Annotated in this window: 25 protein-coding genes; 10 read left to right on the top strand and 15 right to left on the bottom strand. The window is 46.3% G+C overall.

What is annotated here, in order from left to right:
* Positions 1–16 precede the first annotated feature (16 nt).
* The gene (locus MKX74_RS13040; protein ID WP_341178668.1) at positions 17–496 is read left to right on the top strand and encodes a FixH family protein; all 480 of its coding nucleotides are present in this window, start codon (positions 17–19) and stop codon (positions 494–496) included.
* A 67-nt stretch (positions 497–563) separates the two neighbouring features.
* On the opposite strand, the gene MKX74_RS13035 is transcribed toward MKX74_RS13040, so the two are convergent.
* Positions 564–1,607 carry a dienelactone hydrolase family protein gene (locus tag MKX74_RS13035; protein ID WP_341178667.1) on the bottom strand — a complete coding sequence of 348 codons (1,044 nt, stop codon included), beginning with the start codon at positions 1,605–1,607 and terminating at the stop codon, positions 564–566.
* A 149-nt stretch (positions 1,608–1,756) separates the two neighbouring features.
* Positions 1,757–2,794 carry a glycoside hydrolase family 88 protein gene (locus tag MKX74_RS13030; RefSeq protein WP_341178666.1) on the bottom strand — a complete coding sequence of 346 codons (1,038 nt, stop codon included), beginning with the start codon at positions 2,792–2,794 and terminating at the stop codon, positions 1,757–1,759.
* A gap of 442 nt (positions 2,795–3,236) precedes the next feature.
* Between MKX74_RS13030 and MKX74_RS13025 the strand changes: the two genes are divergently transcribed.
* Together MKX74_RS13025 and MKX74_RS13020 are read left to right on the top strand one after the other, a co-directional pair.
* Positions 3,237–4,349: a sensor histidine kinase gene (locus tag MKX74_RS13025; RefSeq protein WP_341178665.1), complete on the top strand. Its 1,113-nt coding sequence runs from the start codon at positions 3,237–3,239 to the stop codon at positions 4,347–4,349.
* A 149-nt stretch (positions 4,350–4,498) separates the two neighbouring features.
* Positions 4,499–5,104: a LysE family transporter gene (locus MKX74_RS13020; protein WP_341178664.1), complete on the top strand. Its 606-nt coding sequence runs from the start codon at positions 4,499–4,501 to the stop codon at positions 5,102–5,104.
* Between the two features lie 184 nt (positions 5,105–5,288).
* Here MKX74_RS13020 and MKX74_RS13015 read toward each other — a convergent pair whose 3' ends face one another.
* From MKX74_RS13015 to MKX74_RS13005, 3 genes are all read right to left on the bottom strand, one after another.
* On the bottom strand, positions 5,289–5,768 hold the full coding sequence (locus MKX74_RS13015) for a hypothetical protein (protein WP_341178663.1): 480 nt from the start codon (positions 5,766–5,768) through the stop codon (positions 5,289–5,291).
* Between the two features lie 140 nt (positions 5,769–5,908).
* Complete coding sequence (locus MKX74_RS13010; RefSeq protein ID WP_341178662.1) at positions 5,909–7,366, bottom strand: amino acid permease; 1,458 nt, start codon at positions 7,364–7,366, stop codon at positions 5,909–5,911.
* 115 nt (positions 7,367–7,481) lie between these two features.
* Positions 7,482–8,108: a spore coat protein gene (locus tag MKX74_RS13005; protein ID WP_341178661.1), complete on the bottom strand. Its 627-nt coding sequence runs from the start codon at positions 8,106–8,108 to the stop codon at positions 7,482–7,484.
* Positions 8,109–8,363: 255 nt separating this feature from the next.
* Between MKX74_RS13005 and MKX74_RS13000 the strand changes: the two genes are divergently transcribed.
* A complete protein-coding gene (locus MKX74_RS13000) occupies positions 8,364–8,891 on the top strand; it encodes a spore coat protein (protein WP_445667268.1) in 528 nt (175 codons plus the stop codon).
* Positions 8,892–8,971: 80 nt separating this feature from the next.
* Here the strand turns inward: MKX74_RS13000 and MKX74_RS12995 are convergent, their stop codons facing one another.
* The 3 genes from MKX74_RS12995 to MKX74_RS12985 form a co-directional block, all read right to left on the bottom strand.
* Entirely contained in the window at positions 8,972–9,766 is a 795-nt protein-coding gene (locus tag MKX74_RS12995; RefSeq protein ID WP_341178659.1) for an SDR family NAD(P)-dependent oxidoreductase, read from the bottom strand.
* A 118-nt stretch (positions 9,767–9,884) separates the two neighbouring features.
* Positions 9,885–10,901: a helix-turn-helix transcriptional regulator gene (locus MKX74_RS12990; protein WP_341178658.1), complete on the bottom strand. Its 1,017-nt coding sequence runs from the start codon at positions 10,899–10,901 to the stop codon at positions 9,885–9,887.
* Between the two features lie 93 nt (positions 10,902–10,994).
* Positions 10,995–11,861: an MBL fold metallo-hydrolase gene (locus tag MKX74_RS12985; RefSeq protein WP_341178657.1), complete on the bottom strand. Its 867-nt coding sequence runs from the start codon at positions 11,859–11,861 to the stop codon at positions 10,995–10,997.
* A 131-nt stretch (positions 11,862–11,992) separates the two neighbouring features.
* Between MKX74_RS12985 and MKX74_RS12980 the strand changes: the two genes are divergently transcribed.
* Both MKX74_RS12980 and MKX74_RS12975 read left to right on the top strand, forming a co-directional pair.
* Positions 11,993–12,349 carry an MmcQ/YjbR family DNA-binding protein gene (locus MKX74_RS12980; RefSeq protein ID WP_341178656.1) on the top strand — a complete coding sequence of 119 codons (357 nt, stop codon included), beginning with the start codon at positions 11,993–11,995 and terminating at the stop codon, positions 12,347–12,349.
* 18 nt (positions 12,350–12,367) lie between these two features.
* A complete protein-coding gene (locus MKX74_RS12975) occupies positions 12,368–12,736 on the top strand; it encodes a winged helix-turn-helix transcriptional regulator (protein ID WP_341178655.1) in 369 nt (122 codons plus the stop codon).
* 70 nt (positions 12,737–12,806) lie between these two features.
* Here the strand turns inward: MKX74_RS12975 and MKX74_RS12970 are convergent, their stop codons facing one another.
* The 3 genes from MKX74_RS12970 to MKX74_RS12960 all read right to left on the bottom strand — a co-directional run bounded on the left by MKX74_RS12970 (position 12,807) and on the right by MKX74_RS12960 (position 15,129).
* A complete protein-coding gene (locus MKX74_RS12970; RefSeq protein WP_341178654.1) occupies positions 12,807–13,343 on the bottom strand; it encodes an NAD(P)H-dependent oxidoreductase in 537 nt (178 codons plus the stop codon).
* A 109-nt stretch (positions 13,344–13,452) separates the two neighbouring features.
* Positions 13,453–14,199, bottom strand: a complete 747-nt coding sequence (gene map / locus MKX74_RS12965) for a type I methionyl aminopeptidase (protein ID WP_341178653.1) — start codon at positions 14,197–14,199, stop codon at positions 13,453–13,455.
* Positions 14,200–14,259: 60 nt separating this feature from the next.
* Complete coding sequence (locus MKX74_RS12960) at positions 14,260–15,129, bottom strand: LysR family transcriptional regulator (protein WP_341178652.1); 870 nt, start codon at positions 15,127–15,129, stop codon at positions 14,260–14,262.
* Between the two features lie 111 nt (positions 15,130–15,240).
* On the opposite strand from MKX74_RS12960, the gene dapA reads away from it, so the two are divergent.
* The 4 genes from dapA (at position 15,241) to MKX74_RS12940 (ending at position 19,866) form a co-directional block, all read left to right on the top strand.
* Complete coding sequence (gene dapA, locus MKX74_RS12955) at positions 15,241–16,122, top strand: 4-hydroxy-tetrahydrodipicolinate synthase (protein WP_341178651.1); 882 nt, start codon at positions 15,241–15,243, stop codon at positions 16,120–16,122.
* Between the two features lie 404 nt (positions 16,123–16,526).
* The gene (locus tag MKX74_RS12950) at positions 16,527–17,411 is read left to right on the top strand and encodes an ABC transporter permease (protein WP_341178650.1); all 885 of its coding nucleotides are present in this window, start codon (positions 16,527–16,529) and stop codon (positions 17,409–17,411) included.
* A 20-nt stretch (positions 17,412–17,431) separates the two neighbouring features.
* Entirely contained in the window at positions 17,432–18,313 is an 882-nt protein-coding gene (locus MKX74_RS12945; protein WP_028592745.1) for a carbohydrate ABC transporter permease, read from the top strand.
* A gap of 41 nt (positions 18,314–18,354) precedes the next feature.
* On the top strand, positions 18,355–19,866 hold the full coding sequence (locus MKX74_RS12940; protein WP_341178649.1) for an extracellular solute-binding protein: 1,512 nt from the start codon (positions 18,355–18,357) through the stop codon (positions 19,864–19,866).
* Positions 19,867–20,049: 183 nt separating this feature from the next.
* Here MKX74_RS12940 and MKX74_RS12935 read toward each other — a convergent pair whose 3' ends face one another.
* From MKX74_RS12935 to MKX74_RS12920, 4 genes are read right to left on the bottom strand one after another with little or no spacing between them, the layout of a single operon-like run.
* The gene (locus MKX74_RS12935) at positions 20,050–22,320 is read right to left on the bottom strand and encodes an AraC family transcriptional regulator (protein ID WP_341178648.1); all 2,271 of its coding nucleotides are present in this window, start codon (positions 22,318–22,320) and stop codon (positions 20,050–20,052) included.
* Between the two features lie 49 nt (positions 22,321–22,369).
* Entirely contained in the window at positions 22,370–23,500 is a 1,131-nt protein-coding gene (locus tag MKX74_RS12930) for a GerAB/ArcD/ProY family transporter (protein ID WP_341178647.1), read from the bottom strand.
* 30 nt (positions 23,501–23,530) lie between these two features.
* Positions 23,531–24,748, bottom strand: a complete 1,218-nt coding sequence (locus MKX74_RS12925; RefSeq protein ID WP_341178646.1) for a Ger(x)C family spore germination protein — start codon at positions 24,746–24,748, stop codon at positions 23,531–23,533.
* An 11-nt stretch (positions 24,749–24,759) separates the two neighbouring features.
* Positions 24,760–26,367 (bottom strand): spore germination protein, encoded by a 1,608-nt coding sequence (locus MKX74_RS12920; RefSeq protein WP_341178645.1) that lies wholly within the window; start codon positions 26,365–26,367, stop codon positions 24,760–24,762.
* Between the last annotated feature and the right edge of the window lie 25 nt (positions 26,368–26,392).

The following is a 26,392-nucleotide window of genomic DNA, read 5'->3' as shown; positions in this document are numbered from 1 at the left end:
AAGGCGGTATTTAGAGATGAGGTTAACACAACACAGCTACTTGATTGCCCTGGCATTGCTGCTGCTCTTAACGGCTTGCAGCTCTGTCAGACCAGACACAGCAGCCAAATACAAGCAAGAGAATGTGCTCGGCATTGACATTCATATCCCCTCTCCCGTCCAGTCAGGCATATCCCAAGCCTATATTGCCACCCTGACACAGGACGGGCAGGAAGTAGAGCATGCGGAGCAGGTTCATTTTTATTTTTGGAATGACGAACCTGCCGGCGAAAGCTCTTATTATCATAAAGAGGTCCTCCCCAGCTATGAAGGAGACGGAAGGTTCCGTGCAGAAGTCAGCCTGCCACAAGACGGTACGTACTTCGTCCAGGTGACCGCTTCCTCTCAGGGGTCCACCGTGATGCCGACCAAGCGTTTCACCGTAGGCGACGTAGAGCCCTCTAATCAGACAGACCAGACTCCTGTACACCCTTCTTCGCATGAAGGGCACCATTAGAAATAGCTTTCATTGAAATAGAATTTGCACTTATAGTAGGAAAGGTAAGCTTTCAGGCTGGATCAACCTATATCGAATGAAGCGTCTTCGCTAGCCAATCATAGGACATCCGGCCGTTATACTCATGCTTTCCTTCAAATAAATCATAGCCAAAGTGAGCCTTGGCATTCAGGCTGTCGTACAATGCACGCAAATAATGAATCGCCGTCTTCGTTGTCTCTACCGGGAATATTGGATCATGTATCCCTGCCTCTATAAAAAGCGGCCGCGGAGCGATAAGCCCCAGAACCTCCGGCATCTCTGCATGATTCAAGAGACCAGGTATGTAATTGCATAGACAATGGCGCATGGCCAATATACTGCCACGATAGGTGTTCGGGTAGATGCCTAACACGGATGCCTTCATGCGTGAATCCAAGGCAGCAGATAAGGAAGCGACCATTCCCCCACCGGAATGTCCCATGTTACCAAGCTGATGAGCGGATACCTCAGGCCTGGTGGACAGATAGTCAGCTGCTCGCCATGCTTCGGCGGCGCGTAAGCCGGCAGTTGTCTTTCCACTCATCAATAGAGCGGTTGAAAGATTGTAGCAAGAGTTCCCGAGCGAGGGGTCTTGTCTCTCATCTCGCTCCAGCATGCGATCCCCGAAGCCTACAATCTCAGGAACCAGTACGACTAAGCCTCTACGGACCAGTTCGAGTGCGATATTATCTGTCGGCTTACTGCTACTACTATCGAGCTTCGGACTGCCGTCCTTCTCTAGTCCCACCAAGGAGCGGCTTCCATATCCATGACCATGCCAGAGCAGCACACCAGGTCGGCGCTCACCTGGCTTGATCGATTGGGGAAGCATAACATATGCTGGCATTCGCAATCCATGAAGCGTAGTGAATTCTACGCGCTCCCGGACTACCTCTGGCAGTTCGACCCGTTCCAATAGAACAGGGTCTAACCCAATATCTCCGCGCTGAGGAAGCTCGAATGCTCCCAGCAGCATCTGAAGCTTGGTCAGAATTCGTTCCCTTTGTTGTACCCATGGTTCGGTCTGCTCATCGCGCCGGCTGTCTAAGGTGTTGAAAAGGTGTTCGAGGTAAGCATCAGGCTTTCTCATCGTTATTCCTCCTTGTAACCGTGCTGATTCTTAAGATTGTGGCTGGTAGGCGATCGAGCAAAAACAGCTAATCAAAGGATCAGCTGTTTTTTTGTTCTACTTACATTGCTAGTTATCGCAAACCATGCGTGCTAACTTCTAGAGCTTAGTTAGATCTTGCTGACAAGCTCCTTATTCTGAATCATGGATACCAAATACGCCAGGGTCAGGCCTTGTCCCCAGCCCTGCACTCTCTTTTTGGAGATCACTTTATAGTCATCCGCTGAATACATGACGGCAGTACCTGCCGATACATTACGTACAGAGCCATCCTCATCAATATTGGCAAGGATACCCTTATAGGCTGCTCTCATATAATTCTGATGCAGTGGATGTCCGTTAATGACGATCGCAGCTGCAATACCTGCCGAAGCAGAGGTCTCCTCATAGGAAGATTCGTCATTCAATACGGTCCGCCACAGCCCATCCGGTGTCTGTAGTCGCACCAATGCACTCAGCTGGTCTCCAAGTGCACCACCAATTTGCATCCACATCGGCATGAACGGATTCAGCATCTTGTACGCCTGCGCCATAGTGTATGCCGCCCACGCATTGGCTCTGCCCCAGTAGATACCAGACAGATGGTCCTGTCTCACATTGTCCCACGCATGGTAGAACAGATTCGTCTTCGCATCCTGTAAATATTCCTCATGCCAATAGAACTGATTCAGCGCATCGTCAATGTATTCCTTATTGTCCAGCTTGAAGCCAAGTCGGAGCAGAAAATAGGCTGCCATGAATAAAGTATCGGCCCACGCTTGCTCTGGGAAATCGTTATCTGATGAGACCGTGTGCTGGAATACACCTTCACCAAAGCGTATGGCATCCTTGCGCAGATACTCCGCTTTCATCAGCGCCAGCTCCAGATATTTTTCATCCCCCGTAGCTTCATGCAAGGTCAGCAAGGTATGTCCCATTGCACAGGAGTTGACCATCAGGGTCGGTATACCAAGCTCCAGATACTCCTCCACCCAATGAACGAGAAAATCAATGTATTCCTGGTTCCGAGTTACCTCCCAAGCTTTGCTGATCCCGTAAAAAGCCACTCCGCAGGACCAATTCCAGGTAAAATCCATGTTCATCGTTCGCCGAACTACCCGATCGATCAGTTCCATTACTTCTGCTTCATTACATTCGAATTTCTTCATATGAATCTCTCCCATCCTTGTAATGCCTCTGGTGTAGGCTGCTCAAGCACATAAATAGTAAGCGCATTCATTATTTTGCTGAAGATAAAGCGTCTTGCTCGCCAAAATCTTCTGGTCGATCCCTCTCTGCCTTAGCTTGCCGAAGGAATAGACCTCTTAGCTCTTCCCTATGTAGATCATCTACCTGATTGTATATAAAATCAAGTCTTCTTCATGTTTTCTCTGGAATTGTGCACATTTAACTCTAATATTTAATCCCTGTTCCTAATGAATTAAGCCTATTATCAAGCAGCATACTGAGTAATCAAGATGTCAGACCAAACGGGTGGGCGGTATATGTCTGTCGCAGAGGCGGAACCACTTAAGTTCATTCGTTTAGTTGACGATATATAGTCATTGCAGACTATACTATATAAAACCGTCTGGGGAGTTGGCTATAACATTGAATAAATTCTTACCGAAATTGCGTCGAATAAGAAGTATACAAGTCAATATTTTAATTCGGATGGTGCTGAGCATCATTATTGCTACTATGATAAATAATCTGTTGATATACCTTCTACTAGAGACTTTTAATGAGCTGAACAGTAAATGGCTTTTTAACACCTTCCCTTATCTCATGACAGTTATCTTCATCATAAATGTCATTTGTATCTTTTTATTGTTGACACGCCGTATCGTAAAGGATTTGAGCAAGCTAGAGCATGGCCTTCACGTCATCTCCGAGGGCAACCTGCATTATCGGGTATCTATGAACCGTCAGGATGAGCTGGGGAGTGTCGCGCGAAATATCAATATGATGGCCGAACGATTGCAGCAGCAGATCATTAAGGAGCGTGAAATGGAGACCTCCAAGATGGAGATGATTACAGGCATTTCTCATGACCTGCGCACCCCGCTTACGAGCATTATTGGGTATTTAGAGCTGTTAAGGACCAACTCCTTTCACAATGAGGATGAATATAACCGCTTCGTGCAAAATACGTACAGCAAAGCAACACACCTAAAGAAACTGCTGGATGATCTGTTTGAATACACGCGACTGACCAGTATAGATACTCACCTGGAGCTTCAGCAAATCGATGTCCGGCAGCTGCTGGAGCAATTACTATTCGAATTCGAACCGATCGCCCAGGAGAACGAGCTTCGTATTGTGAAGGACATGAATCACATGCCGGTTAGCGTCTTTATTGATAGTGAAAAAATAGCCCGCGCTGTTGATAATCTGCTGATGAACGCCCTGAAATACTCAATCAAGCCCGGTACCGTTCGCATCTCACTGAAATTGGATGACCAGCATATTCATATTGAAGTTGAGAATAATGGGCATCCGCTCACGCCGGAGCAAGAACATAAGCTCTTCGAGCGTTTCTATAAAGTTGACTACTCCCGAAGCAGCGAAGGGATCCAGACAGGGACAGGATTAGGCCTGTCCATAGCTAGAAATATTATTGAGCTGCATGGTGGAACGCTAATACTGGAGCACAAAGGTAATCTATTCAAATTCATACTGTCATTGCCAAGGAATGAGAATCCGGTCGTTTCCTGGCCTTAGTACACCCCAGATTGAAAAATGATCTATAGTAATTGACTGGAAGAAAAATGAACCCATCTTGTCCTATAAAGCCCTTGCCAAGAATATGCTGTCTATAGCTATTTGAGGAGGGGAGTCATATTATTACCACATTTATAGGCCATATTTTTTTGGGTTTATCCCTTTCTGCACCCATTGGGCCGATCAATGCTGCACAATTGGACAAGGGGATTCGGGGTGGATTTTTTCCTGCATGGTTTGTTGGATTGGGTGCCATTTGCGCAGATATCCTGCACATGCTGCTGGTTTTTTTAGGAATTATCCACCTGCTTGAGCTTCCGTTTGTGAAGGTTTTTCTGTGGTTATTTGGATGCTTTGTACTCATCTATACGGGGATAGAAAGTATGAAAAATGCGGGAACCCTCACTGCATCGCAGTCGAGAAGCCCTGAGTCAGGACTCTCCTGGTCATTCCTGCAGGGCTTTCTGATGTCTTTGTTCAATCCCCTCTCCATCATGTTCTGGCTTGGTATTTACGGCTCGATATTGGCCAAGAGCATGAATGAATCCTCAGTCCAACAAGTGCTATTGAATAGTGGCGCAATCGTCCTAGGTATTCTTTTATGGGATGTCGTCATGGCCGCAGCGGCAAGTCTGTTCCGCAAATACCTTACTTTCGGTATTCTCAAATTCATCTCTGTCGTATCTGGCCTTTCACTCGTCGGCTTTGGAGTATATTTCGGGGAAAAAGCTATCCAGTTCCTATTCTTCACCTAGGCCTGCCTTCAACCTCATGTGTCCAAGACCTGCTACATTCCCAATTGCATGTGTATCAAAAGGCCATAGTCTCGAAGTGAATCACGGGCCTCGCCTCCGGTTAGTTCGAAGCGAAGTGGGTTCCCGAATGCATCGGAAACCGCATGAATTTTGGCGTTTAGTCACCTCGGGATCGTCCGATTCGCTAGAACACCAACTGAGTCAAATCCTGAACCATATAGGTGTCGCGCTTCATATTACAATCCGTCTCTATAAAAGCTTCATAAGCTTGTGTATTAAACTCATATTCCTGCAGAGCATAATCCAAGAAATGATGTACATTGAAAGGGTCAATTACTGCTCTCGCCCTATCTATTCCGAATAAAGGGTTAATTACTGCTCCAGATTCATTCTCGTTAATCTTAGCAACATCATAAACGAGAGATCCTTTTCTCCACACAGGATGGGCTTGAGAGTATAAAAAATCAATAACCAGATTATCTGAGGCCACCCATCCATACTGCCGAAATGTAATATGCCTAAAAGTATGTTCAAAGTGGGTGTGAAGGTAAGAGGCCAGCAAATTATTGACAATAAAGCGCTTTTTACCATCTAAATTGTTGTTGTCGTTAATAAATGCTGTAAACTCTACTTCGATTTCTTTTAGAAAGATGCATACGTTCATTTTTTATCTCCTGTTATCTAAGATGATGCAACCTGATAGCCTGATAAGATTACTCTAATTTTTTTTGTTTATCAACAATGAATTGTAGAACACCAAAAATTTAATAAAAACTTAATATAATTAGGAAATGCTATGTCTCCTCATTTCACTCTGTTTTTGTGCAGCCGGATTCCCGTTATGCGGAGTCCGGATACTGAACCTTTTACTTTTTCCATATTAAACCCATGCTTGGTATGAGAGCTTGATGTCGAATCAGAGCTTGGTGCCGAGCCACCCTTCTTGCGAACTCGCTGCACCACCCAATCACTTACCGCGATTAGGGAAACAAGCACCAGACTCGTATAGAACCCAGGACGGCTAAGTGCATGAAATAATGTTCCTGATACGGCCATGGCAATCAGCAACAATCCAATCCAGCGCTTGGCCGCTCTGAATCTCTTCTTCTTCAGAAGCTTGCCTGAGGACAGCAGGATAAATGCCCAATTGTAGAGCAGCATGATCCCAGCCGCCGTCGTAATGTACTCATACACTTTCCCAGGCAGCAGGAGAGACATCACAATGGTCCCAATTAACCCACAGCCAATGAGAGATAACGCGTACAAGGGGTATTTCTTTTTCCATGTTCGGGAGAACAGACGGGGCGCATCTCCCTCCTGTGCCAGTGTGAGCATCATGGACGTAACTGCATAGAGAGACGCTGTCATGGTAGAGAATCCGGCAACGATGAGCACACCATTGAACACGTGTGGAATAAAGGCCAACTGTTCACTACTAAGGGCCAATACGAACGGACTCTCCTTGGGATTAAATGCCTTCAAAGGGACCATCGTTAATGCCAGACCAATAGAAAGTACATATACTGCTGCCAAAGATATCAACATAACCTTCCCTGCTTTTGGGGCCTCCTCTGGTTTTTGCAATCGATAAGAAATAATACCGAGCACCTCAATGCCACCATATGCATAAAAGGCAAACAGAAAGGCAGACCACAATCCGATCGCTCCTGTCGGGAAGATCGAGGTAGCATCAAGCGGCACCTTATGATCGTACTTCGCTCCTCCAATCCACCCTGCTAACAGTGCCACAGCAAGGGCCAAGAACATGAAGATCGCAGCAATCTTGATGACGGCCAATACATTTTCAACCCGATCAAAGCCTTTATTACCAAAAAAAACGATGCAAAGTCCAACGATACCGAAGCCTGCTGCAAAGATCCATAAGGGAACCGTCGGGAACCAGAATCGGGAGAAAATGGACAAGGCTGTCAGCTGACTTCCCATGATGAGCAGTTCGGAGAACCAATAGATCCAACCACTAGCGAAGCCAGCCCACCCTCCGAATGCCTTCTTCGCATAGGAGCGAAAAGACCCTTGCTCGGGATGATCTGATGTCATTTGGGCCAGCGCATCAAAAACGATGTATGTACCCATGGCAGCACAAACATAAGCCAGCAACACAGCGGGTCCACCAATGGAAATGGCCAGACTGGAGCCCAGAAAATAGCCTGTTCCAATCGTACCAGCCACACCGAGAAGGCTTAATTGCCACCATTTTAATGTTCCTTCTTTGGTCGAGGAGCTCGAAGCCGCTTTACTCATTCATTTCCTTCCTTTACTGTTTAATTAAGTCCTTATAATGAGAACAAAAAAGAAAGCAAGAGATGCCGGCAGTAGATCTTACCATATCTCTTGCTCTTTGTCGGAATAGCCTTGATTAGTGAGTAACGTTGCCAGGGGTCTGAGGCTGCAGTGAAGCAGGAGCAAAGCCATTTTGCATGAGCTGCATATCCTGCTGCGGCAGCTGTGGAACCTGATAGTAGCCATGCTTATTCTGATACAGTGAGATCTCATAGGCCATCTCAATACAGTTAGGCAACGAGTCTGCAAGGACACGACGAACTACCGGATTGGTTGATTCCAAAGCCGCATTGGTCTTCATTACTGCTCCGCCTTTGACGGCGTTCAGCATGCTTAAGGAAATGATCTGATCAGACACCTCAGCAGCTGATTGTATCGGCTTCTTGGGCTGACCTGGCTTCATTCCGAACACGAAATCATTGCCTTGCTTCATTTTATAGCTTTTGGTTGGCTGGGATGGGTCCAGACCTGTCTTGAAGCATTCCAAAGTGGTATTGTACTCCTCAGCCATAAACTGCATCTGGCGTTGCAGAATGTCCTGCAATTCAGGGTCCTTGACCTGCTGGCTCAGCATAGTATAAGTGTCCAATGCATGGACAGCACTCGCCAATACCTCATGAACATCAAACATCTCATGCCCACCATGATTAAGCTGTGGTGGGATTTTTCCTGTTTCAATATTCTGGTGATTTTGCATTTCCATGTGTGTGATTCCTCCTGTAATTTGTGCATGACAAGCTTGATGTCTCATGTTCTTGAGAGCCTTACAAGCCTGTCGCAATAATTAACTGCAAGCGCGGTGATTCCTTGTTTGCAATCTGCGTTTATTATCTTTACCAACTTCGTAGATTATTCAGGAATGTATGGAATTAGCTAGTGTAATGGCCGCCTGTATCACCTGTCTGTCAAGAGATTATGCCGGTCATGAGTAACGCATAAAGGCGTACTGCATAGGCTAATGCATAATCATCTAGGAGGAATTCGATTGTATAATTATGAACCCCACCGCTCTAAGCAGCATCTCGCCTGGCATGAGACACTTGAACTGCATGAATTAACTGCCTTTCAGAGCAATCAGTTGACACTCTTCAAAATGGTCGTGAATGAGGTGGTGAACCCGCAGCTCCATCAATTGTATCTGGAGGCGATTCAGACCATTGAGCAAAATCTGACAGAGCTCCTGCAATACTACCCACTTGCTCCAGAGGGCACAAGAAAAGGTGGAAAAGAAATGGATATGACTGCCTTCTATGCTGGGCTGCTTCTGGGGTTTGCCAAGACCTCGGTACGTAGTTATGCCATTGGCATTACAGAGACTGCGACGCCACAATTACGTCAGACCTTACAGAAACAATTGAATGGAGCTATTCAACTACACGCTAAAGTGTTTCAATTTATGCTTGAGCACGGGTTTTATCCATCCTATGACCTTCCCAAGCTTCTATCCAACGATGTTGCCATGGCCAATAAGGCCATATCCATGTGAAGCACACAGCCTTGCATAAAAAAACAGCAGTCCGTAGGAGGAGAGCTCCTGGACTGCTGTCATTATTAGTACAAAATAACTTAGAATATCGTAGGCACCATTCCCCCATCCATACGGATTGGGGAACCTTTGAAGGCCGAGGCGTATGGACTGCAGATGAATGTGGCGAGCCTCCCGATCTCGGAAGGTCGAATAAATCGTTGAATTTCAGATTGGGGCAATTGGGTGCTCATAAATTGCTTCTCTTTTTCCGCAAAGGACATGTCCTGATTGGCATAAATCCCCTCGATAATATCCTGCACATTCTCCGAAAGTGTGGGTCCTGGCATGATCGTATTGACTGTCACCTCAGTGCCTTTGGTTAATTTGGACAAGCTCTTGGACAGGGAGAGCAGCATAGATTTGGTCATACAATACTGCGGCATTTGTCCTGATGGCATGACGGCCTCCTCGCTCGCAATAAAGATAATACGACCATCGTTTTGACTCAGCATATTCGGCAAATAGTGTCTGCATAATCCATTGGCAGCAAGCACATTCGTCTGGAAGTATTGGTTCCAGACGTCATCGCTAACGTCCTCATACTGCATAATTTCATAGATTCCCATATTGTTGATCAAAATGTCAACTTGAGGATATTTTTCGAATAACTTCTTTCTCTGTTCTTCATCCACCAGATCTGCTGTAGCGTTAAGAGGAGAGGTCATCGGAAATTCCGATTGAATCTCCTGAATCGTTCTCTCTACTTCTATGTTATCACGTCCGTTGACCAATACATGTACACCTTCTCTGGCCAACTCTATAGCGATAGCTTTCCCAATTCCCTTCGTCGATCCCGTAACCAAAGCTGTCTTGTTGCGCAGCCCCATATCCATGTTCAATCATCCTTCTGCTTCACATTCTCGGCAAGCTGATTCTTCTTCGTTGTGTGAGAACCTACTTGTATCCGGTAGTGAATATATTACAGCTCCAGCGTATTATAGTAACTAGTACCTACCGCCAAAATTCTTGCTTCACACGCCAATTCGAGGGCGTCTCTCCCTCCCGCAGTCGGAAAGCCCGATAGAAGGAATTCTGATCCGCATAGCCAACGAGGAAAGCCACTTCTTTAATATCGAGGGCAGGATCTGCAAGAAGCTCTCTGGCTTGCTCATGTCTTGCATCCCCCACCAGCTGCTTGAAGCTGACTTTCTCGTCTGCAAGTCGACGCTGAAGCGTCCGCCCACTCATGCCAAGCTCTCGTGAGACTGTTTGAATGTCGGTTCGCCCCCCGGAGAGACTGCGCTTGATGAGCCATTTTACCTGCTCGCTAATGCTAGGCTTGTCCTGATGCTCATTCAGGGATTGATCTAATGCTGGAGTCAGGATCGCCAACAGTTCCTCGTTATACGTAGTGAAAGGCTTGTCTAGATCTTCGCGCTGCAAAATCAACCGATTCCCTACAGTGCCTGTCTGAATCCCGCAGCCAAAATAGGCTTCAAGCGTCACCCTGTCCCCCATTGGCTGGGAAAGCTCCACTGATAAGGCGGTTATAGCCCGCCCTGTTCCTCTGCGGCCAAGCTCTAGAAGATAGGCGAAGGTGATACCTATGAGTATAGATGGACCTGCATGATGGGGATCTAACCATCCTAGCTCAATGATACAAAGCTCACCCGACTCAGTGATCCGCAGCTTCTCTGGAGGACAGAATGGCTTGTACCGTGCCATGCGGTTCAGTGCATCCCGATAATCACGGGCATGATAAGTCGCCAGGGCAGCTGGAGGATAATGTGCTGCTTCGAAGGCCGTAGCTAGGCTGATGATACCACGGGCCGTATCTCCCATCAGGTCTGAATAAGCTCGCCAAATTGCAAAATATTGAGCTGTCGTTACGACAGGCTCTGAAATGACCGTAAGCGGGAGTCCTGCTTGAAGAGCAATGTCCTGCGGTGTGATATTGAATTGAAGCAACCCAGACCAGAAGCCCGGTGCGATTTTGATGCGGTCTGCAGTATGGAATTTCACTGCCATTCCCCCTGTAATCTACGTGTATTTCATTGTTCATAATGCACTATAACGCAAAAAACCGCCACATTGGCGGTTCTTTACAGATCAGATGCACCATTAGCGAATCGACTCATCCAGGCCAGCTATAAAATAATCAATGCCCTCTTCCAGGTCTGGCGGCAGCTCTTGTAGTCTCAGACTGGCTGTTAGCTCTTGCACGAGCTTGTCCCGATCCCGGCCAATAAGATCGACGGTATGCGCAAGCTGCTCCCATGGAGCCAGATCTGCACGAAAGTCTGAGCCATTCATGGGTGTGCCATGGGATTCTACGTACCAGCTTGCATCGTATGCGTAAGCCAGACCAAGCACTCTTAGAAATTCTGTAGAGCGGTATCGCCGTGGCCCACCATAAATTGCTGGAGCAAGTGCATCCCCCAAGAAGAGCACGTTATCCTCCAGTACGTGGAGAAAACAAGAATCTTCGGAATGATCCCCACCCACATGAACTAGCTCGCACGTTACGTCGCCCAGCTCCAGCTTCAGTTTTTCTAAGAATTGTATATCTGGAGCTATCACTCGGACCTGGGCTGGGTCATCATATTCGAGGCGAATGTGACTCGCACTTTCGTCATTAATCGTGCCATCAGCTATCAGTGTCTCCAGCGTGGACTCCGACCAAGTCAGATCGGCCAGCCGTGTCAGCATCTCGCTGGTTCTAGTGTGGGCAATCGCTGGGATATCCCATGCATGCATCCCAAAGCTATGATCCCAGTGCCAATGAGTCAATACCAGAATATCCGGTTCTCGAATTCCTCTTCTCTCTAGCTCAGCCTTGAAAGCATGGGCATGCTCAAGAGAATTGCCAGCGTCCAGCAGCAGTGTCCGACGCGAGCCTGTAATTGCAGCCAGAATAGGTCGATCTGTCTCATGCTCAGCATGCATGATGATAATATGTGGTGTAAGCTGTTCAAATTGATGCTTCATTTCCACAATTCCTCTCTTTCAAAACTGTCTACTATACTATATCAATATTCTCTGGGTTTCAGAATCCTATGCACAACTGATATGATATGAGCAAGTAGACAAGAATTTTTGTGCTGTGGAGGTAACTGATCATGACAAGAGATAACATTATAGAATATTGTCTATCCTACCCGGGTTCCTATCAAGATTTTCCGTTCGGTGAGGATTGGATAGTCATGCGTCATCGTGGGAATAACAAGTCCTTTGCTCTTATATTTCAGCGTGAAGGGCATCTATGTGTCAATCTGAAATGCGAGCCTAGTCGTGCTGACTTCCTTCGTGGTCTATTCAAGGAAGTGAAGCCGGGCTATCATATGAACAAAGAGCACTGGAATACCGTCATCCTGGATGGTGAGCTTCCAGAGCAGGAAATACACGATATGGTAAATCATAGCTTTGAACTAACCAAGCCTAAAATCCCCAAAAGACAGGCACTAAAGAAATCATAATAGAAAGTGGTGCTATCTATGCAGCCAGAAAGCTGTGTTCCTTCAGGACTCCTTGCAGAAGAAACAGGTTTTGGGTACACTTTATCATTGATCGGCGGCAAGTACAAAATGACGATACTATACTGGCTGGTCGAAAACAACGTCATGAGGTTCAATGAGCTAAAACGAAATATTGGCATCATCTCTTTCAAGACCCTGAGCGTCATGCTGAAGGAGCTGGAAGCAGATGGACTGATTATTCGAACCGAATATCCACAAATCCCTCCCAAAGTGGAATACTCTCTCTCAGAGCGCGGGCGATCCCTGATTCCGATCATGGACATGATGTGTGAATGGGGAGAAAAGAATCGTTCGTTGAACAACCTTCAATCTAAGAGTATACGCTAAAAAAAGACTCCAATCCTGTAAGGGTATTGGAGTCTTTCGCTTCATGCAAGCATTCCTTGCACGTTATCATTTAGAGATTGTTCAGGAAACGAATATATTCTTCTGCATTTGCAGCGACTTCACTAGATGTCGTGCCCTTTTCCGTGCCATAGAAGGCGAAGAAAGAGCGATAGTCAGCTTTACAATACTCGGCTGTCATTTGAAAAGGCAATAGTATCTGTTCAAGCGAATAACGGTACCTGCCATCCGCATGATAGTCATCCTTCTCTATGCCTGCTGTTACCGCGAGAGCCAATTTACGGTCTGTCAGCTTATTTCCTTCGGAACCATAGGCCCAGCCATATGTGAGCACCTCATCCTGCCATTTCTTCAAGAGCGGGGGACTGCTGAACCAGTATATCGGAAATTGAAGCACAAGATTGCCGTGAGCCTCAATCCGTCGCTGCTCCTCTTCCACATCCAGATGACCGTCAGGATACTCCTTATACAGATCATGTATGGTATATTGCTCCGGGTACTTGGCCAATTCCTCCATCCATCGTTTATTAATAACCGAGGTGTCCAGATTAGGGTGGGCCACGATGACAAGTGTTTTCGATGTATGCAAAGTAAGTTCCTCCTTCCGTGTTCACCCTGAGTATACCCGTTCAAATCATGTCCCGTAAGTACGCACTTTTAGTCTAGCTACTAACCTTGAGGTAAGTATGGAGGCGAAGTTATAACACCGTCAAAATCTGTGGCCCGTGGTCAGTAATGGCAACCGTATGCTCATATTGGACACAAATCGAACGATCAATGGTACGGGTAGTCCAACCATCCCTTTCCACGTAGGAGCGCCAATCACCCAAGGTTAGCAGAGGCTCAATGGCAAGCACCATCCCTTTCACAAGGAGGACTCCACTGCCTTTGGTGCCGTAGTGTGGCACTGTGGGCTCCTCCCATAGCTCCCTTCCGATGGCATGACCAGTGAAATCGCGCACATTACCATAACCAAATCGCTGGACATAGCTATCAATAGCATAGCCAATATCTCCGATACGGTTGCCTGCGAATGCTTGCTCAATACCGAGTAGTAGGCTTTGATGGCACACCTTCATGAGCTGCTCAATATCCGGAGAGACAGTTCCTACCGTATAGGTCCATCCTGAGTCTCCGTGAAAGCCTTGGTAGAAGGCACCGATATCAATAGTAATGACATCCCCATCCTTGAGGGGAACCGAGTCGGGGAACCCATGGCAGATCACATCATTCTTGGCCGTGCAGATGGAGGCGGGGAAGCCCTGATGCCCTTTAAAGCTAGGAGCAGCCCCCCTTGAACGTATTTTCTCCTCCACTAATCTGTCGATCTCAATCGTTGTAACTCCAGGCTTAACCAACTCTCCAAGCAAGGCATGACATTCGGCAACGATACGTCCTGCCTCCCTCATCAACTCGATTTCCTGATCCGTTTTTACAATGATCATGCCTTGATCTCCTTGCTAGAATAGGTTCGATGAAATCGGGACAACTCACACCATCAATCACTACCTAAGGCTATCCATAAAATAGCGCAGAGCATTGGATACCCACTTCTTCGGATGAAGTACAAGCTGAATCTCCAGCTTGAGCTCTGGATGGTGAAGAGGAAGTACCGTTAGCTCCCCGCGCTCAATCTCTTCCAAGGCTGCCATCTGTGGCAAAATCGATATGCCCTCACCGTTCTTGATGCTTCGCTTGATCGCCTCCGGATTCCCAAGCTCAAGTCCGACACGATAAGAAATCCCGTTCGTGCGAAGCAATCTCTCCAGCAGCTGTCTATAATTGCAGGTATGCTCTGGCAAGATCCACTCCGTATCCTCCAGATCAGCGAGCTCAATTCGTTCCTGCTGAATCAGCGGGTGATTAGGATGAACAATGAGTACAAGCGGTTCCTCCCGAATCGTAATCCAATGGAGGGCTGGATCACTGGAATCATCGGCAAGGATAAGTCCTACGTCCGCTTCTCCCTCTCTTACTTGATGCAGGATCAACTCCTCGCGATCCGTATTTAATCGTATATTTAGCTCTGGATACTCCTTGCGAGTAGACTGCATATATGCAGGTAAGAAATACGAAGCAATGGAGTCCATCGTGCCGATCGTCATCGAGCCACCGCCCTGCTTGGCCATCTTCTCCTTGGATTGCTCGAAGAGCTCCAACATTTGTCCGGCCAGCTTGAAGAGCTCCTCTCCTGCAGAGGTTAGACGGATCTTGTTGTTGCTGTAGCGCTCGAATAGCTTGACTTGATAGGCCTTCTCCAGCTTCTGGATCTGCGTCGTGACGCTGGATTGCGCGTAGCCCAGCACTTCCGCAGCCCTTGTAAAGCTCTCCCGTATGGCCACTTCCCGAAAAGTCTGCAGATAAATAAAATCCAATGTAGCCACCCCATCGAAAATATTGATTATAATGATCGTTTATTATAGATAACTCTGATGTTATTACCTATGGTACATTAGATTTACCATATTGGAAAGGGATTACTAATCATGATGAATGAACAACAGATTCATGGGATTTTCATACCGGTGATCACACCGTTCTCACTCGACCACAAGCTGGATTGCGAATCATATCGAAAGTACGTTACCCATCTGGCAAGCCATGACATTCAAGGACTTGTCGTAAACGGCACGACAGGCGAGTCGCCAACCGTCTCCTGGGACGAAGTGAAGCAGCTGGTTCAGATCACGCAGGAAGTGCTCGCAAGTATGAACAAGACGATTCCCATTGTCGTTGGTACGGGAACCAACGATACGTATTCAACAGTTCATCGGACTGAAATGGCAGCTGAACTAGGTGCAGATGCAGCCATGGTAGTTACTCCTTATTACAATCGACCAACACAAGAAGGAATTGTAGAACATTTTCGCACCGTGTCCCGTGCTGGCTTGCCTGTATTGGTCTATGAGATTCCAGCTCGTACGGGGAGTCGCATGACACTCGATACTCTGCGGAAAGTGCTGGATCTGGAAGGCGTAATCGGACTTAAGGACAGCTCGGGTGGCCTTGATCTCCTCCTGCAATTGACTCAGTATGAGACAAAGCCTATCCTGTGCGGTGAAGATGGATACTTCCATGCTATGCTATGCCAAGGAGCTGCTGGAGGCATGCTTGCTTCCGCACACATTAACCTTCAGAAATATGTAGACATCTATCAGCGTTTTGTAGCTGGCGATGTGAACGGATCACGGGACAGCTTCAGACTACTGGAGCCAGTCATTCAGCAAGTATTCTCAGAGCCAGCACCGGCTCCAATCAAGTGGTGGCTCACCCAACAACAGATCATTGCCACAGATCAACTGCGCTTGCCGCTGCTGCCTGCATCGGACAAGGTCAAGCAAGGACTTATAGCGTCCATTCCATCTTAATTACTGGGCTCCTCCTGGACCAGACTATGCAAGACACATGAATACACTTATTAGGAAGAAGCATCTCCAGCTAGGGAGACGCTTCTTTTTTCATTTAGTTGCTCACTTTCTGGTATATCTCTGCCCTACTTCCTTCCGTTACTCCATTTTCACCCTTAACAGCAACCATTGAATACCAATGCAACTAATGACTGCTCCGCATGATTGGCGCCTTAATCACGAATTATCTGCTACGTCCACAATCAGGGACTATCGACGGCAATTCGCCCCCGCCACTAAGATACAGCTATGGATTGAATTCCAATTGAAGCTGAAGGCGAAAGGAATGTGAAGACATGCCAAGAAATGCGAATATGCAGTCACTCAGGTACCCTGTTTCCAGAGCCCCCACGAGATTAGGACGAATGATAAGAAATCGCTGGCTTTATTTGATGCTTCTCCCGGGACTATTGTATTTTCTCATTTTTAAATATTGGCCAATGTATGGGGTTCTCATTGCATTTAAAGACTATCAGCCCTTCCTTGGCTTCTGGGAGAGCCCATTTGTAGGCTTGAAGCATTTTGAACGTTTCTTTCATGATCCGAATTTTGTGGTTCTTTTTCGCAACACACTAGTGCTAGCCATGCTCAACATTTTGTTTTTCTTTCCCCTCCCGATTGTTATAGCACTGATGCTGAACGAGCTTCGCTACCACCTGTTTAAACGAACCATTCAGACCCTGGTCTATATTCCTCATTTCATGTCCTGGGTCGTTGTCGTCGGAATTGCTTATATTTTCTTGACCACTGAAGGTGGTATTGTGAACGATCTTCTGGTGTACTTTGGCTGGGATAAGATCAACTTTCTCGCAAGCAATGAATGGTTTCGGACCATCGTGACCGCCGAGGTCATTTGGAAGGAGACCGGATGGGGTACGATTATTTTCCTCGCTGCCCTCGCTGGTGTGGATCCACAGCTGTATGAAGCGGCACGCATGGATGGAGCGAATCGACTTCGCCAGCTATGGCATATCACACTGCCCGCCATCCGCAGCACCATCATAATCTTGTTGATCCTTCGGCTCGGACATTTCCTGGATACAGGCTTTGAACAGATTTTCCTCATGCTTAATGCAATGAACCGTGATGTCGGAGAGGTATTTGATACTTACGTCTATTCCGTCGGCATTAGCCAGGGGCAATATAGCTTCAGCACTGCTGTTGGCTTGTTCAAGTCACTCGTTGGTCTAGTGCTGGTCGTCGTAGCCAACCATTTAGCCAAGAAATTCGGTGAAGAAGGAATCTATTAAGGAAGGAGCGTGTACGGGAAATGTCGATCAGACCCAGCAAGGGAAGCCGGATTTTTGACTACTTAAACATCACATTATTGAGTGCATTCGCTCTGCTCACCGTGCTTCCTTTCATTTACGTGATTGCCGGTTCTTTTGCTACGCAGAAGGAGCTGTTAACACGTGGATTCATTTTATTCCCTACAGAATTTTCACTGGATGCATACAAATACATTTTCTCTACCCCGACACTTGTCAAAAGCTTGTTCGTTACCATTTACATTACGCTATTCGGCACGCTCATCAACATCTTTCTCACCTGCCTGATGGCCTATCCGCTAGCCCGCAAGGACATGGATTTTCGCCGCCCCATCCTGATGCTCATTGTATTCACTATGCTATTTAGTGGCGGGATGATTCCGACCTTTCTCGTGGTCAAGCAACTGGGAATGATCAACACGTATTGGTCCCTGCTCATTCCCGGAGCGATTAGTGCCTTTAACCTGATTATCATCCGCAACTTTTTCCAGCAACTGCCGGAAAGCCTGGAGGAATCTGCTAAGATAGATGGGTGTAACGATCTGAGTGTGTTTTTCCGAATTGTAATCCCTTTATCCATGCCAGCCATTGCTACCTTCTCATTGTTTTATGCTGTAGGCCACTGGAATACTTATTTTAACGCTGTCCTGTATATCAACGATAATACGAAATGGCCGATTCAGGTGCTCTTGCGGCAGTTTGTAATCCTCGCTTCTGGTGGAATCGGGGACTCTACCGCAATGGAAGCCGATTATGTGGCACCACCTGAGCAGTCACTGAAAATGGCCGTCATCGTCGTATCTACCTTACCGATTTTGCTGGTCTATCCTTTTTTGCAGAAGCATTTTGCCAAAGGCGTATTGCTCGGGTCAGTAAAAGGCTGAGCACCCATAATTAACGATTCCTAAATAGAGGAGGATCATCAATGAAGAGACAATCTTGGACAGCTTGGTTCGGCACAGGAGCTATGCTCATCTCACTAAGCCTGATCATGACCGCTTGTGTCGGGGGTAATAACCAAGCCTCGCAAGGAGCCAGTCCAGACAGCCCTGACGGAAGACTGATGCTATCCATGATGCTGCCGACCTATAATGCGGAGCAAATGCCTGAGAGCAGCTCCATTCTTGCGCAGCTTGAGGAGAAGACCAATACAGACCTATCCGTGTCATGGGTCCCCTCCTCGTCTTATACGGATAAACTAAGTGCTACAGTAGCCTCTGGTGAGCTTCCAAAAGCATTCGTTGCTTTGGAGCCTAAGGCCTCCTTCATCATTAATGCTGCCCGTTCGGGCATGTTCTGGGAAGTCGGCCCGTATCTGAGCAGCTACCCGAATCTTAGTAAGATGTCGGATGTCGTATTGAACAATGTTTCCATCGACGGCAAAATATACGGTCTGTACCGGGAGCGGGACCTGGCACGCTTCGGATTAATGATACGTCAGGACTGGTTGGATAATCTTGAGCTAGAGCCACCCAAGAACCTCGATGAGTTGTACGAAGTTCTGAAAGCGTTTGCCAACCAGGACCCTGATCAAAACGGACGCCAGGATACAGTTGGACTCGCTGTTGGCATGCAAGGCAATAACATTGCTGGCTTTAAGGATATCCTGGTGTACATGGGAGGTCCGAATGAATGGGAGCTGAAAGATGGTCAGATGATTCCTGCTCACATGACGGAGGCATACATGGACACCCTGAAGTTCTATAAGAGGCTATATGATGAGAAGCTGATTAACCAGGACTTCGCACTAGTGCAGGATGGCCGCACGGTCATGTACAAAGGCAAGGCTGGTCTTTGGATCGACAATATGATTGACGGTAAAAATATTGAGGAAAACATCAAAAAGGTCGTACCGGAAGCCAAGATTGATCTGATTAACCGGATTGCAGGGCCAAACGGCGATGCTACTCGCGCTGGAGCGGGCTTTCTGGGCATGTATATGATCCCAAAAACCAGTGTCAAAACGGAGGAAGAGCTTAAACAGATCCTCACCTATTTCGACAAGGTATCCGAGAAGGAAATTCAGAATCTGCTGAAGTATGGCGTTGAGGGTATGCAATATACGTTGGAGAGTGGACAATACGTACAGAGCACGGATGCCAAGGCGCGGGCTGAGATGACGGACAGCAGCCAGTTCATGATTTTGCAAAATGAGATCGAGAACTATGGCACTGAGCTGGAGCAGCTTAGTACGGAGCTATTCAAGGACAATGCCACCTTCGCCACTCCCAATCCGGCAGCCCCTTTCATCTCGAACACGGCTATAGAGCTCGGAAATGAGCTGAATAAGATTATTCAGGATGCGACCGTCAAATTCATTATGGGTACAGCCAGTGAGCAGGAGTGGCAACAGGCAGTAGATAAGTGGCTACAGGGCGGTGGAAGCAAAATCATGGAGGAGATCAATGCCGAATATGCCAAGACAGGAAAGTCATAACCTATGTGTTCTATAATCTTGTGCCATGTAATCCACTGAGTACACGTTAAATTGTCATAGTCAGGTATAACCTAGTCAAGAATAATACGACCTTCGCAGCAAGGGATGCCACACCCCATAGGAACAATACTCGTGTTGATCTCTCCTATGGGGGATGGTAATCGCTACAGGCCTCCCTATGAGCTACAATCCTTCCCGATATTTACCGGGTGTCGTTCCCATGATTTTGCGAAATGAGCGAATGAAATTAGCAGAATTGTTATATTGCAATCGCTTAGCAATCTCAGCGATCTTCATATCGGTCTCCTTCAGCCAGACTTTCGCCATCTCCATGCGGTATGATGTGAGATACTCGCCAAAATTCACTCCGGTCTCCTGACGAAAGACACGGCTCACGTAGTGCGGATGATAATGAATCCGGGAGGAGCAATACTCCAGCGTCAGCTCCGTATCGAACTCTCGATGAATCATGTCGATAATGCTCTCCGAAATTTGCTTAAATTGATGGCTTCGTCTGCTCTCAAGCTCCAGGGTGTAAGGCTGTACGAATAACGACCAGAACCATTGTTCCATCTCCCGGGTATTGCGAAGCCTGAACAATTCATGGACTAGTAGGGCTTCATCCTCCCCTATTCGTTCCATTGGGAGCGATAGCTCTTGGCCAAATTTTAGAAAGCTCACCAGTAGACGCAGCAGCGACAAATGATAATCCTGAAAGGGCGCATGTGCCGAGAAAAGTGCTTCAATGAAATGCTTCAGCTCCACTTCAGCTAGTGATAAATCCCCAGACCGGACTGCATCGAATAAGGACTGCTCTTTATCTTGCGGAAAAAGACTCAGATCACCCTTCTGCGGCTGTACATCTTCAATAAACAAAATCGTCTGTTCCCCAAGACCTGCGCTGAATTTCAAAGCGGTTGTAGCCTCATACATAGCCTGCTGTGCTGCAGAGAACATGTAGAATGGACGGCTAATACCGATACTTACACTAATATTCAAATACTGAGATATTGCGGCCTGAATTGCAGAGGACATCTTAAATAGCTGTGCCTTTAGCATCTCTCCCTGTTGATCGGTCCCGATCAAGGTTACTTGGCTATCTGCACGAACTACAGGGAGAAGCCTCTGCTCAGCGGGGACGAGCTCTTCTACCATATTATTGATAGCGAACATGAGCAAATCTCGATTCCCTTCTTCATAACGGGTATCCTCAAGGGTGTCAATCTGAATGGCAAGCAGGCTCATGGTCGGCCACGGACACTTCCATCCATACCAGCTCAGTTTTTCCACAAAATCATCATTGCTGATCTCTCCTGAGAACAGCTTATGCATGAAAAATTCCTTCAATTGCGTCTGCTGTCCCTGAAGCTCATTAGTAATCCGCGATTGATTGCGAAGCAGGAAATGAACACGTTCTCCAATAGCCTGCAGTTCACCCACAGACTCCTTCGGATCAGCTGTCACCGCTACATCGGCAAGTGCGGTGTTAATCGCACGAATAGGGCTATACATTCTTCTGGAGCCAATCCACGCCAAAAATAACGTGATGAGCAAAATGAGAAAGCATACAAGAAGCGTCATCCAGCCGATCATTTGATTCTGTTCATTGACCTGCTCGTTCGAGGCCACGGATACATAGATCCAGCCATTATAAGAGGATTTACGATAGGTGACGGTTACGGACTCCCCTTCTTGCTTGGATACGTACTGTCCTGTACTTGTGGTTGCTTCCTTAATAGGCTGTAAAGAAGGCTCCGCAGATAGATTGTGTCCTGGCGCACTTCCATCATCACGCTGATGAAGCAGTTTAAATTCATGGTCCATAATGAAAGCGTTTCCTAATTTGTTGTCCTGAAGAGACAATCTTCTTGCGATCGCGTCAGGAGATAACGCAACACTGATGATGCCTTTGGGGTTAGCCGCATTAAAGGGGTATTTCTTCACAAAAAAGACGGATTCACTCGTATGTGAAGTACTGTTCTTATCCCTGATCCAGAAGGAGCCTGTCTGTTCACGGGCGAAGCTTTCCATCTGTGGCATGAAATCGGGCGAGCTATATTCATTAACCCCAGTGCCTGATACCATCCACTCCCTACTAAGACTGATCAGGTAGATTTCCTTAATACCCAGCTCGTAGGTCTGGATCGTGGCGATCCCTTTATATAATTCATGAACCATTTCAAAATCCTGATTCGTAATTTCCTTATTAAAGGCATGGCTCACGACCGAGGACTGTAAAAACTGTGTTGCTGAGTTATCAATGGTCCTGAGCATCTGCTCTACTCCCATCTGTGTCTGCTGCAACAGCAGCTCATTTCCTCGGTTCACATTTTTCTGTACAGTCAAAGAGGAATTGTAATAAGACAAGGCACCTAGTACGATGACTGGAAGAGTGCCTAATACCACAGAGAATAGCAATAGCTTCCATAGGTAGGAAAGAGAACGTAATTTCATAATGCCTCCAATTCTCTTGACGTAGTTTTCAGTCGAACCTTTAACATATTTATACGCGGTTATATCGCTCTCCTCCTGTTTTTTGTGAGGATTGTGACCTTTTCCCCTTGCGTAGTAGCATAACTAGCACAAGTAACAGAGGTACCAGGATTTGAAAGAATGGTGCTATCCATGTAACGGATACGTTCAACCCTAACCATATATACTCTGCATACCTGGGAGATAAAAATGATAACCAGTAAATCGCTATGCCAGTAGGTATTATTAGTGTCTTATATCTTATGTTAGAAATTCGACTCAGGCCTGTCACAGCACCAATAAAGAAAGCAGCCATTTTAATGCCTAGCCCTAGAAAAAGAACCATTGCGAAAAGAGCATCCATTCTCTCCAAAATTCCAGTAAGTCGGATGAGCTGCACCGTTTCCAGTAATGGGTTTGTTGCATTAACAGCAATAGCAGGCCCAAGTACAAGAATGGTAAGCTGATTAAATATAATCAGCATAATAGATACGACACAGTACCAGCCTAATAAAGCTTTGTTAAATTTCGAGTTGTGCTCAGAGAGCTTGAAAAAGGTTAGGAACAGAACTACCTGCCCAAAAGGAAAGGAGACTATTTCCGGAAAGGCAGCTTTCCAGACCGGTTTTATGCCGTTTTCGAGTATCGGCCACATATTTTCGAGGTGTAACAAATCTGTGGTTACAATCAATAAAAGCAATAAACTGTAGCCGAAAATAAAAGCGGGAAGAAGGATGGTGCAGGCTCTCATGAGTACCTCAGGCCCATATCTAACCGTATTCCCCACAACCACGATGGCAATGAACATAATAAAGGCGATAGGAGTCCTGTTTAACAAAGTAAGCTCCGTTACTTCCCCCATATCCCGCAAATTGCGTGAAGTTTCATACAGGAAATACACGGCGAAAAGGAAACCCAACACCCGTCCGGGGATTTTCCCCATATAATATTGTAAAAGCTCATATAGGTCTCTACCTCGATCCAAATGATGTATCCAGAGATACATCATTAATAAGAAAAATCCGATGACAGAGCCAATCAACATAGCAAGCCAAGCATCCTGTTTTGCACCCCCCCCTAATAAGAACAATGTGGTGCTCCCTACTTCAAAAAGAGAAAATGCGATTACCAAATCCGACAGTTTTGGGGTCAATTTACTCAAGACACTTCTCCTTCGATGATGGACTAGTTTTTATTCTAGATTCCGAAACGAATTCTGGAACATTCCGGGCCGTTTTATTGTCACGTTAACCTGAACATTCAGATCCATGTTCTTAAACTCTTTTCCCCAATTCTTTTCAATTTCTCTCCAGTCCTTGGGATACTTACGATGGATGATATCAGCAAATCCGCCCAAATCTGCCCCAAGCTGCTGCATAACTTCCCAGCTCGCACGAATTTCGTCTCCAATTTTCTTTGCCGCCTGATCCTCTATTTGCTTGACCGACGTCACTTGGGACAAATTCAGCTTGGACCCAGATTCACTTATATTCGCCTTTGCCTTAACCTTGACATTCATGATGTAGTGATATCCTTGTTTCACTAGTTGAAGTCTCGTTTTGGATTGTAAAACAGTAAGAGAGATATTCTGTTTAGGTTTCTGTGCTGAGGAAGATAAGGACATGACCGTTCCATTCACTTTATTTGTAAGCCAGCTGAGTCCTCTGCTCTCATGCTGATTCATGTGTCCAACGAGGCGGTCGTTTTGAATAATAGCTAGCTCAGAAACTCGAACTTTTAGTGCTGGGCTAACCTCCTTATAAATATCCAGTGATTCCAGATCTTTTTCATTTCCGGAGTTGTCGGTACCCGTTAATGTAATCACGGGTATACCAATGGCCTTTGCGTCAGAATTCATTTTATAGGCATAATCAAACACCGTTACGGGTGGGAAAATAGAAGAAAGTCGCTTCTCTTTGATTAGCATTTGCGAAATGCTTGAACCAGGTACCTTCTCAGGTGGGATTAGCTTACGTAGAATACTGTTAGCCTTTTTATCTGTCAGGAGCAGCCACACTGTTTCACGCGACTCCGTGTTTCGCAAGTATGTGTCGATGAGTTGGCTGATTCCTCTGTCCATGGTCTCTTTCCCAATGATAACTAGGTTATTATGCGCCAAATATAACCTCCGAGGATTGTCCAAGTTGCTTAAATTGGCTGCTTCCGTGATCGTACTGCCTTTTACAGAGAATACATTTACGGCAGGTTGAGAGGTGCCTGAGCCACCACCAGTATTGGAAGTGATGGAAGACGGCACGATGACTTGGTAGGTAGCTAACCAATCTTCCCCTTCCCGGTCAAATCCAGTAGCCGACGTAATCCCAATTTCATTAAGCTCAATTCGATTCCAGCATCCTGGAAGAATGAATATCAGAATAACTGAAACATAAATTTTACTGATTTTATGCATCCATTCCCCTCCTAATTGTCTGAGTGATCATTCCGTTCATCACTTGTCAATAGAGAATTTGGCTTCTGTTCGGGTCCCTGTCTGATGTGATTGTTATCACCGATCATGGCAGGCCTTGTTCGCATTTTCCACCAAGGAAAACGAAATACAAAATCCTTCATATTATTACTCTTGAAGGGCGATGCGGGTAGGAGATAGGGCACACCGAATGTTTGAAGAGATACCAAGTGAACCAAGATCGGCACCAATCCTACTAAAATGCCGAATAAACCTAGTGAGCCAGCAAGCAACATGAGTGCAAAACGCAACAATCGAACAGCAGAAGCCATATTTATGGCTGGCAGCACGAAGTTGGATATGGCCGTAAACGAGACCACGATGACCATAGCCGCCGAGACAAGCCCCGCTTGAACAGCTGACTGCCCCAATACCAAGGCTCCAACAATAGAGATAGCTGGACCTATTGCCCGTGGCATACGCACACCTGCTTCCCGTATGACTTCAAAAGTCAGTTCCATGAGAAGGGCCTCCACTACTGCGGGCAAAGGGGTATTCTCCCGCTGAGCAGCAAGACTAATTAACAGGGTTGTAGGTAACATCTCCTGCTGGAAGGTAGTTAATGCAATAAAAAAAGAAGGTAGCAGGAGCGCAACAAAGAAAGAAGTGAAGCGAATGATTCGTAAAAAGGAGGCGATATCATATCTTTGATAGTAGTCCTCACTTGATATAAAGAATCTGAAAAAAGTCACGGGAGCAAGAAGCACGAAGGGAGTACCGTCAACTATAATCGCTACTAACCCTTCCAATAACCCACCAGCTACAGCATCAGGACGCTCCGTATCCAAAATCGTTGGAAAAGGTGTGTATACCCCGTCCTGTATAAATTCCTCAATATATCCACTCTCCAAAATACTATCTGTATTGATGGATTCAAGTCGCTTTTTCACTTCCTTAACCACATTCGGATCAGCAATACCCTTGATAAAAGCTACAGACACTTTGGTTTGTGTATATTCTCCAATTGTTAAAGAATCGAATTGCAGCTCTGGTGTTCGCATTATTCTACGTAGAAGAGCCATGTTTGTGGAGATGTCCTCCGTGAACCCCTCTTTGGGGCCGCGCAGAACCGTTTGTGACGTTGGTTCTTCAACCGATCTTCGAACTCCACCCGCAATCGCTACAGTAAAGGCTGCGTTCTCGTCATCAACAATGATTGCCGCCTGGCCATCAAGGATCATTTTTAGAAGCTTATTTTTATCTGTAGACTTGAGACTCCCTACTGGGAGGTGGGTTTTCAGCCAAGTTACTGGATCGAGCGCATCACGAAGGCTAGTCTCTGTATTAGACAATACATCTAACATCTTCGTTAGTAATTGTTGATCTACAAGGCCTTCGATATAGATAATTGTCACTTGAGAATTGCACGTTTCACTTGAAGTGGATAGTATACGAAAAACGACGTCTGAACTTCCACCTATTTTTTTTTGAATCCAATCGACTATGCTCATTCGCTGAAGGTCAGACACATCTTCAGTGTTTGTGTTACTAGGCTCGTGATAATGGTCTCTGGGGGCATTTTTAAATGGCTTAAAGAATTTTTTGTGCTTTTTGAATTTCATAATAGCCCTCTTTACTATATTTTCC

The sequence above is a fragment of the Paenibacillus sp. FSL K6-1230 genome, assembly GCF_038002385.1.
Lineage (GTDB): Bacteria > Bacillota > Bacilli > Paenibacillales > Paenibacillaceae > Paenibacillus > Paenibacillus massiliensis.
Note: the sequence above shows the minus strand (reverse complement) of the source record. Positions and strands in the feature narration are given on the sequence as shown.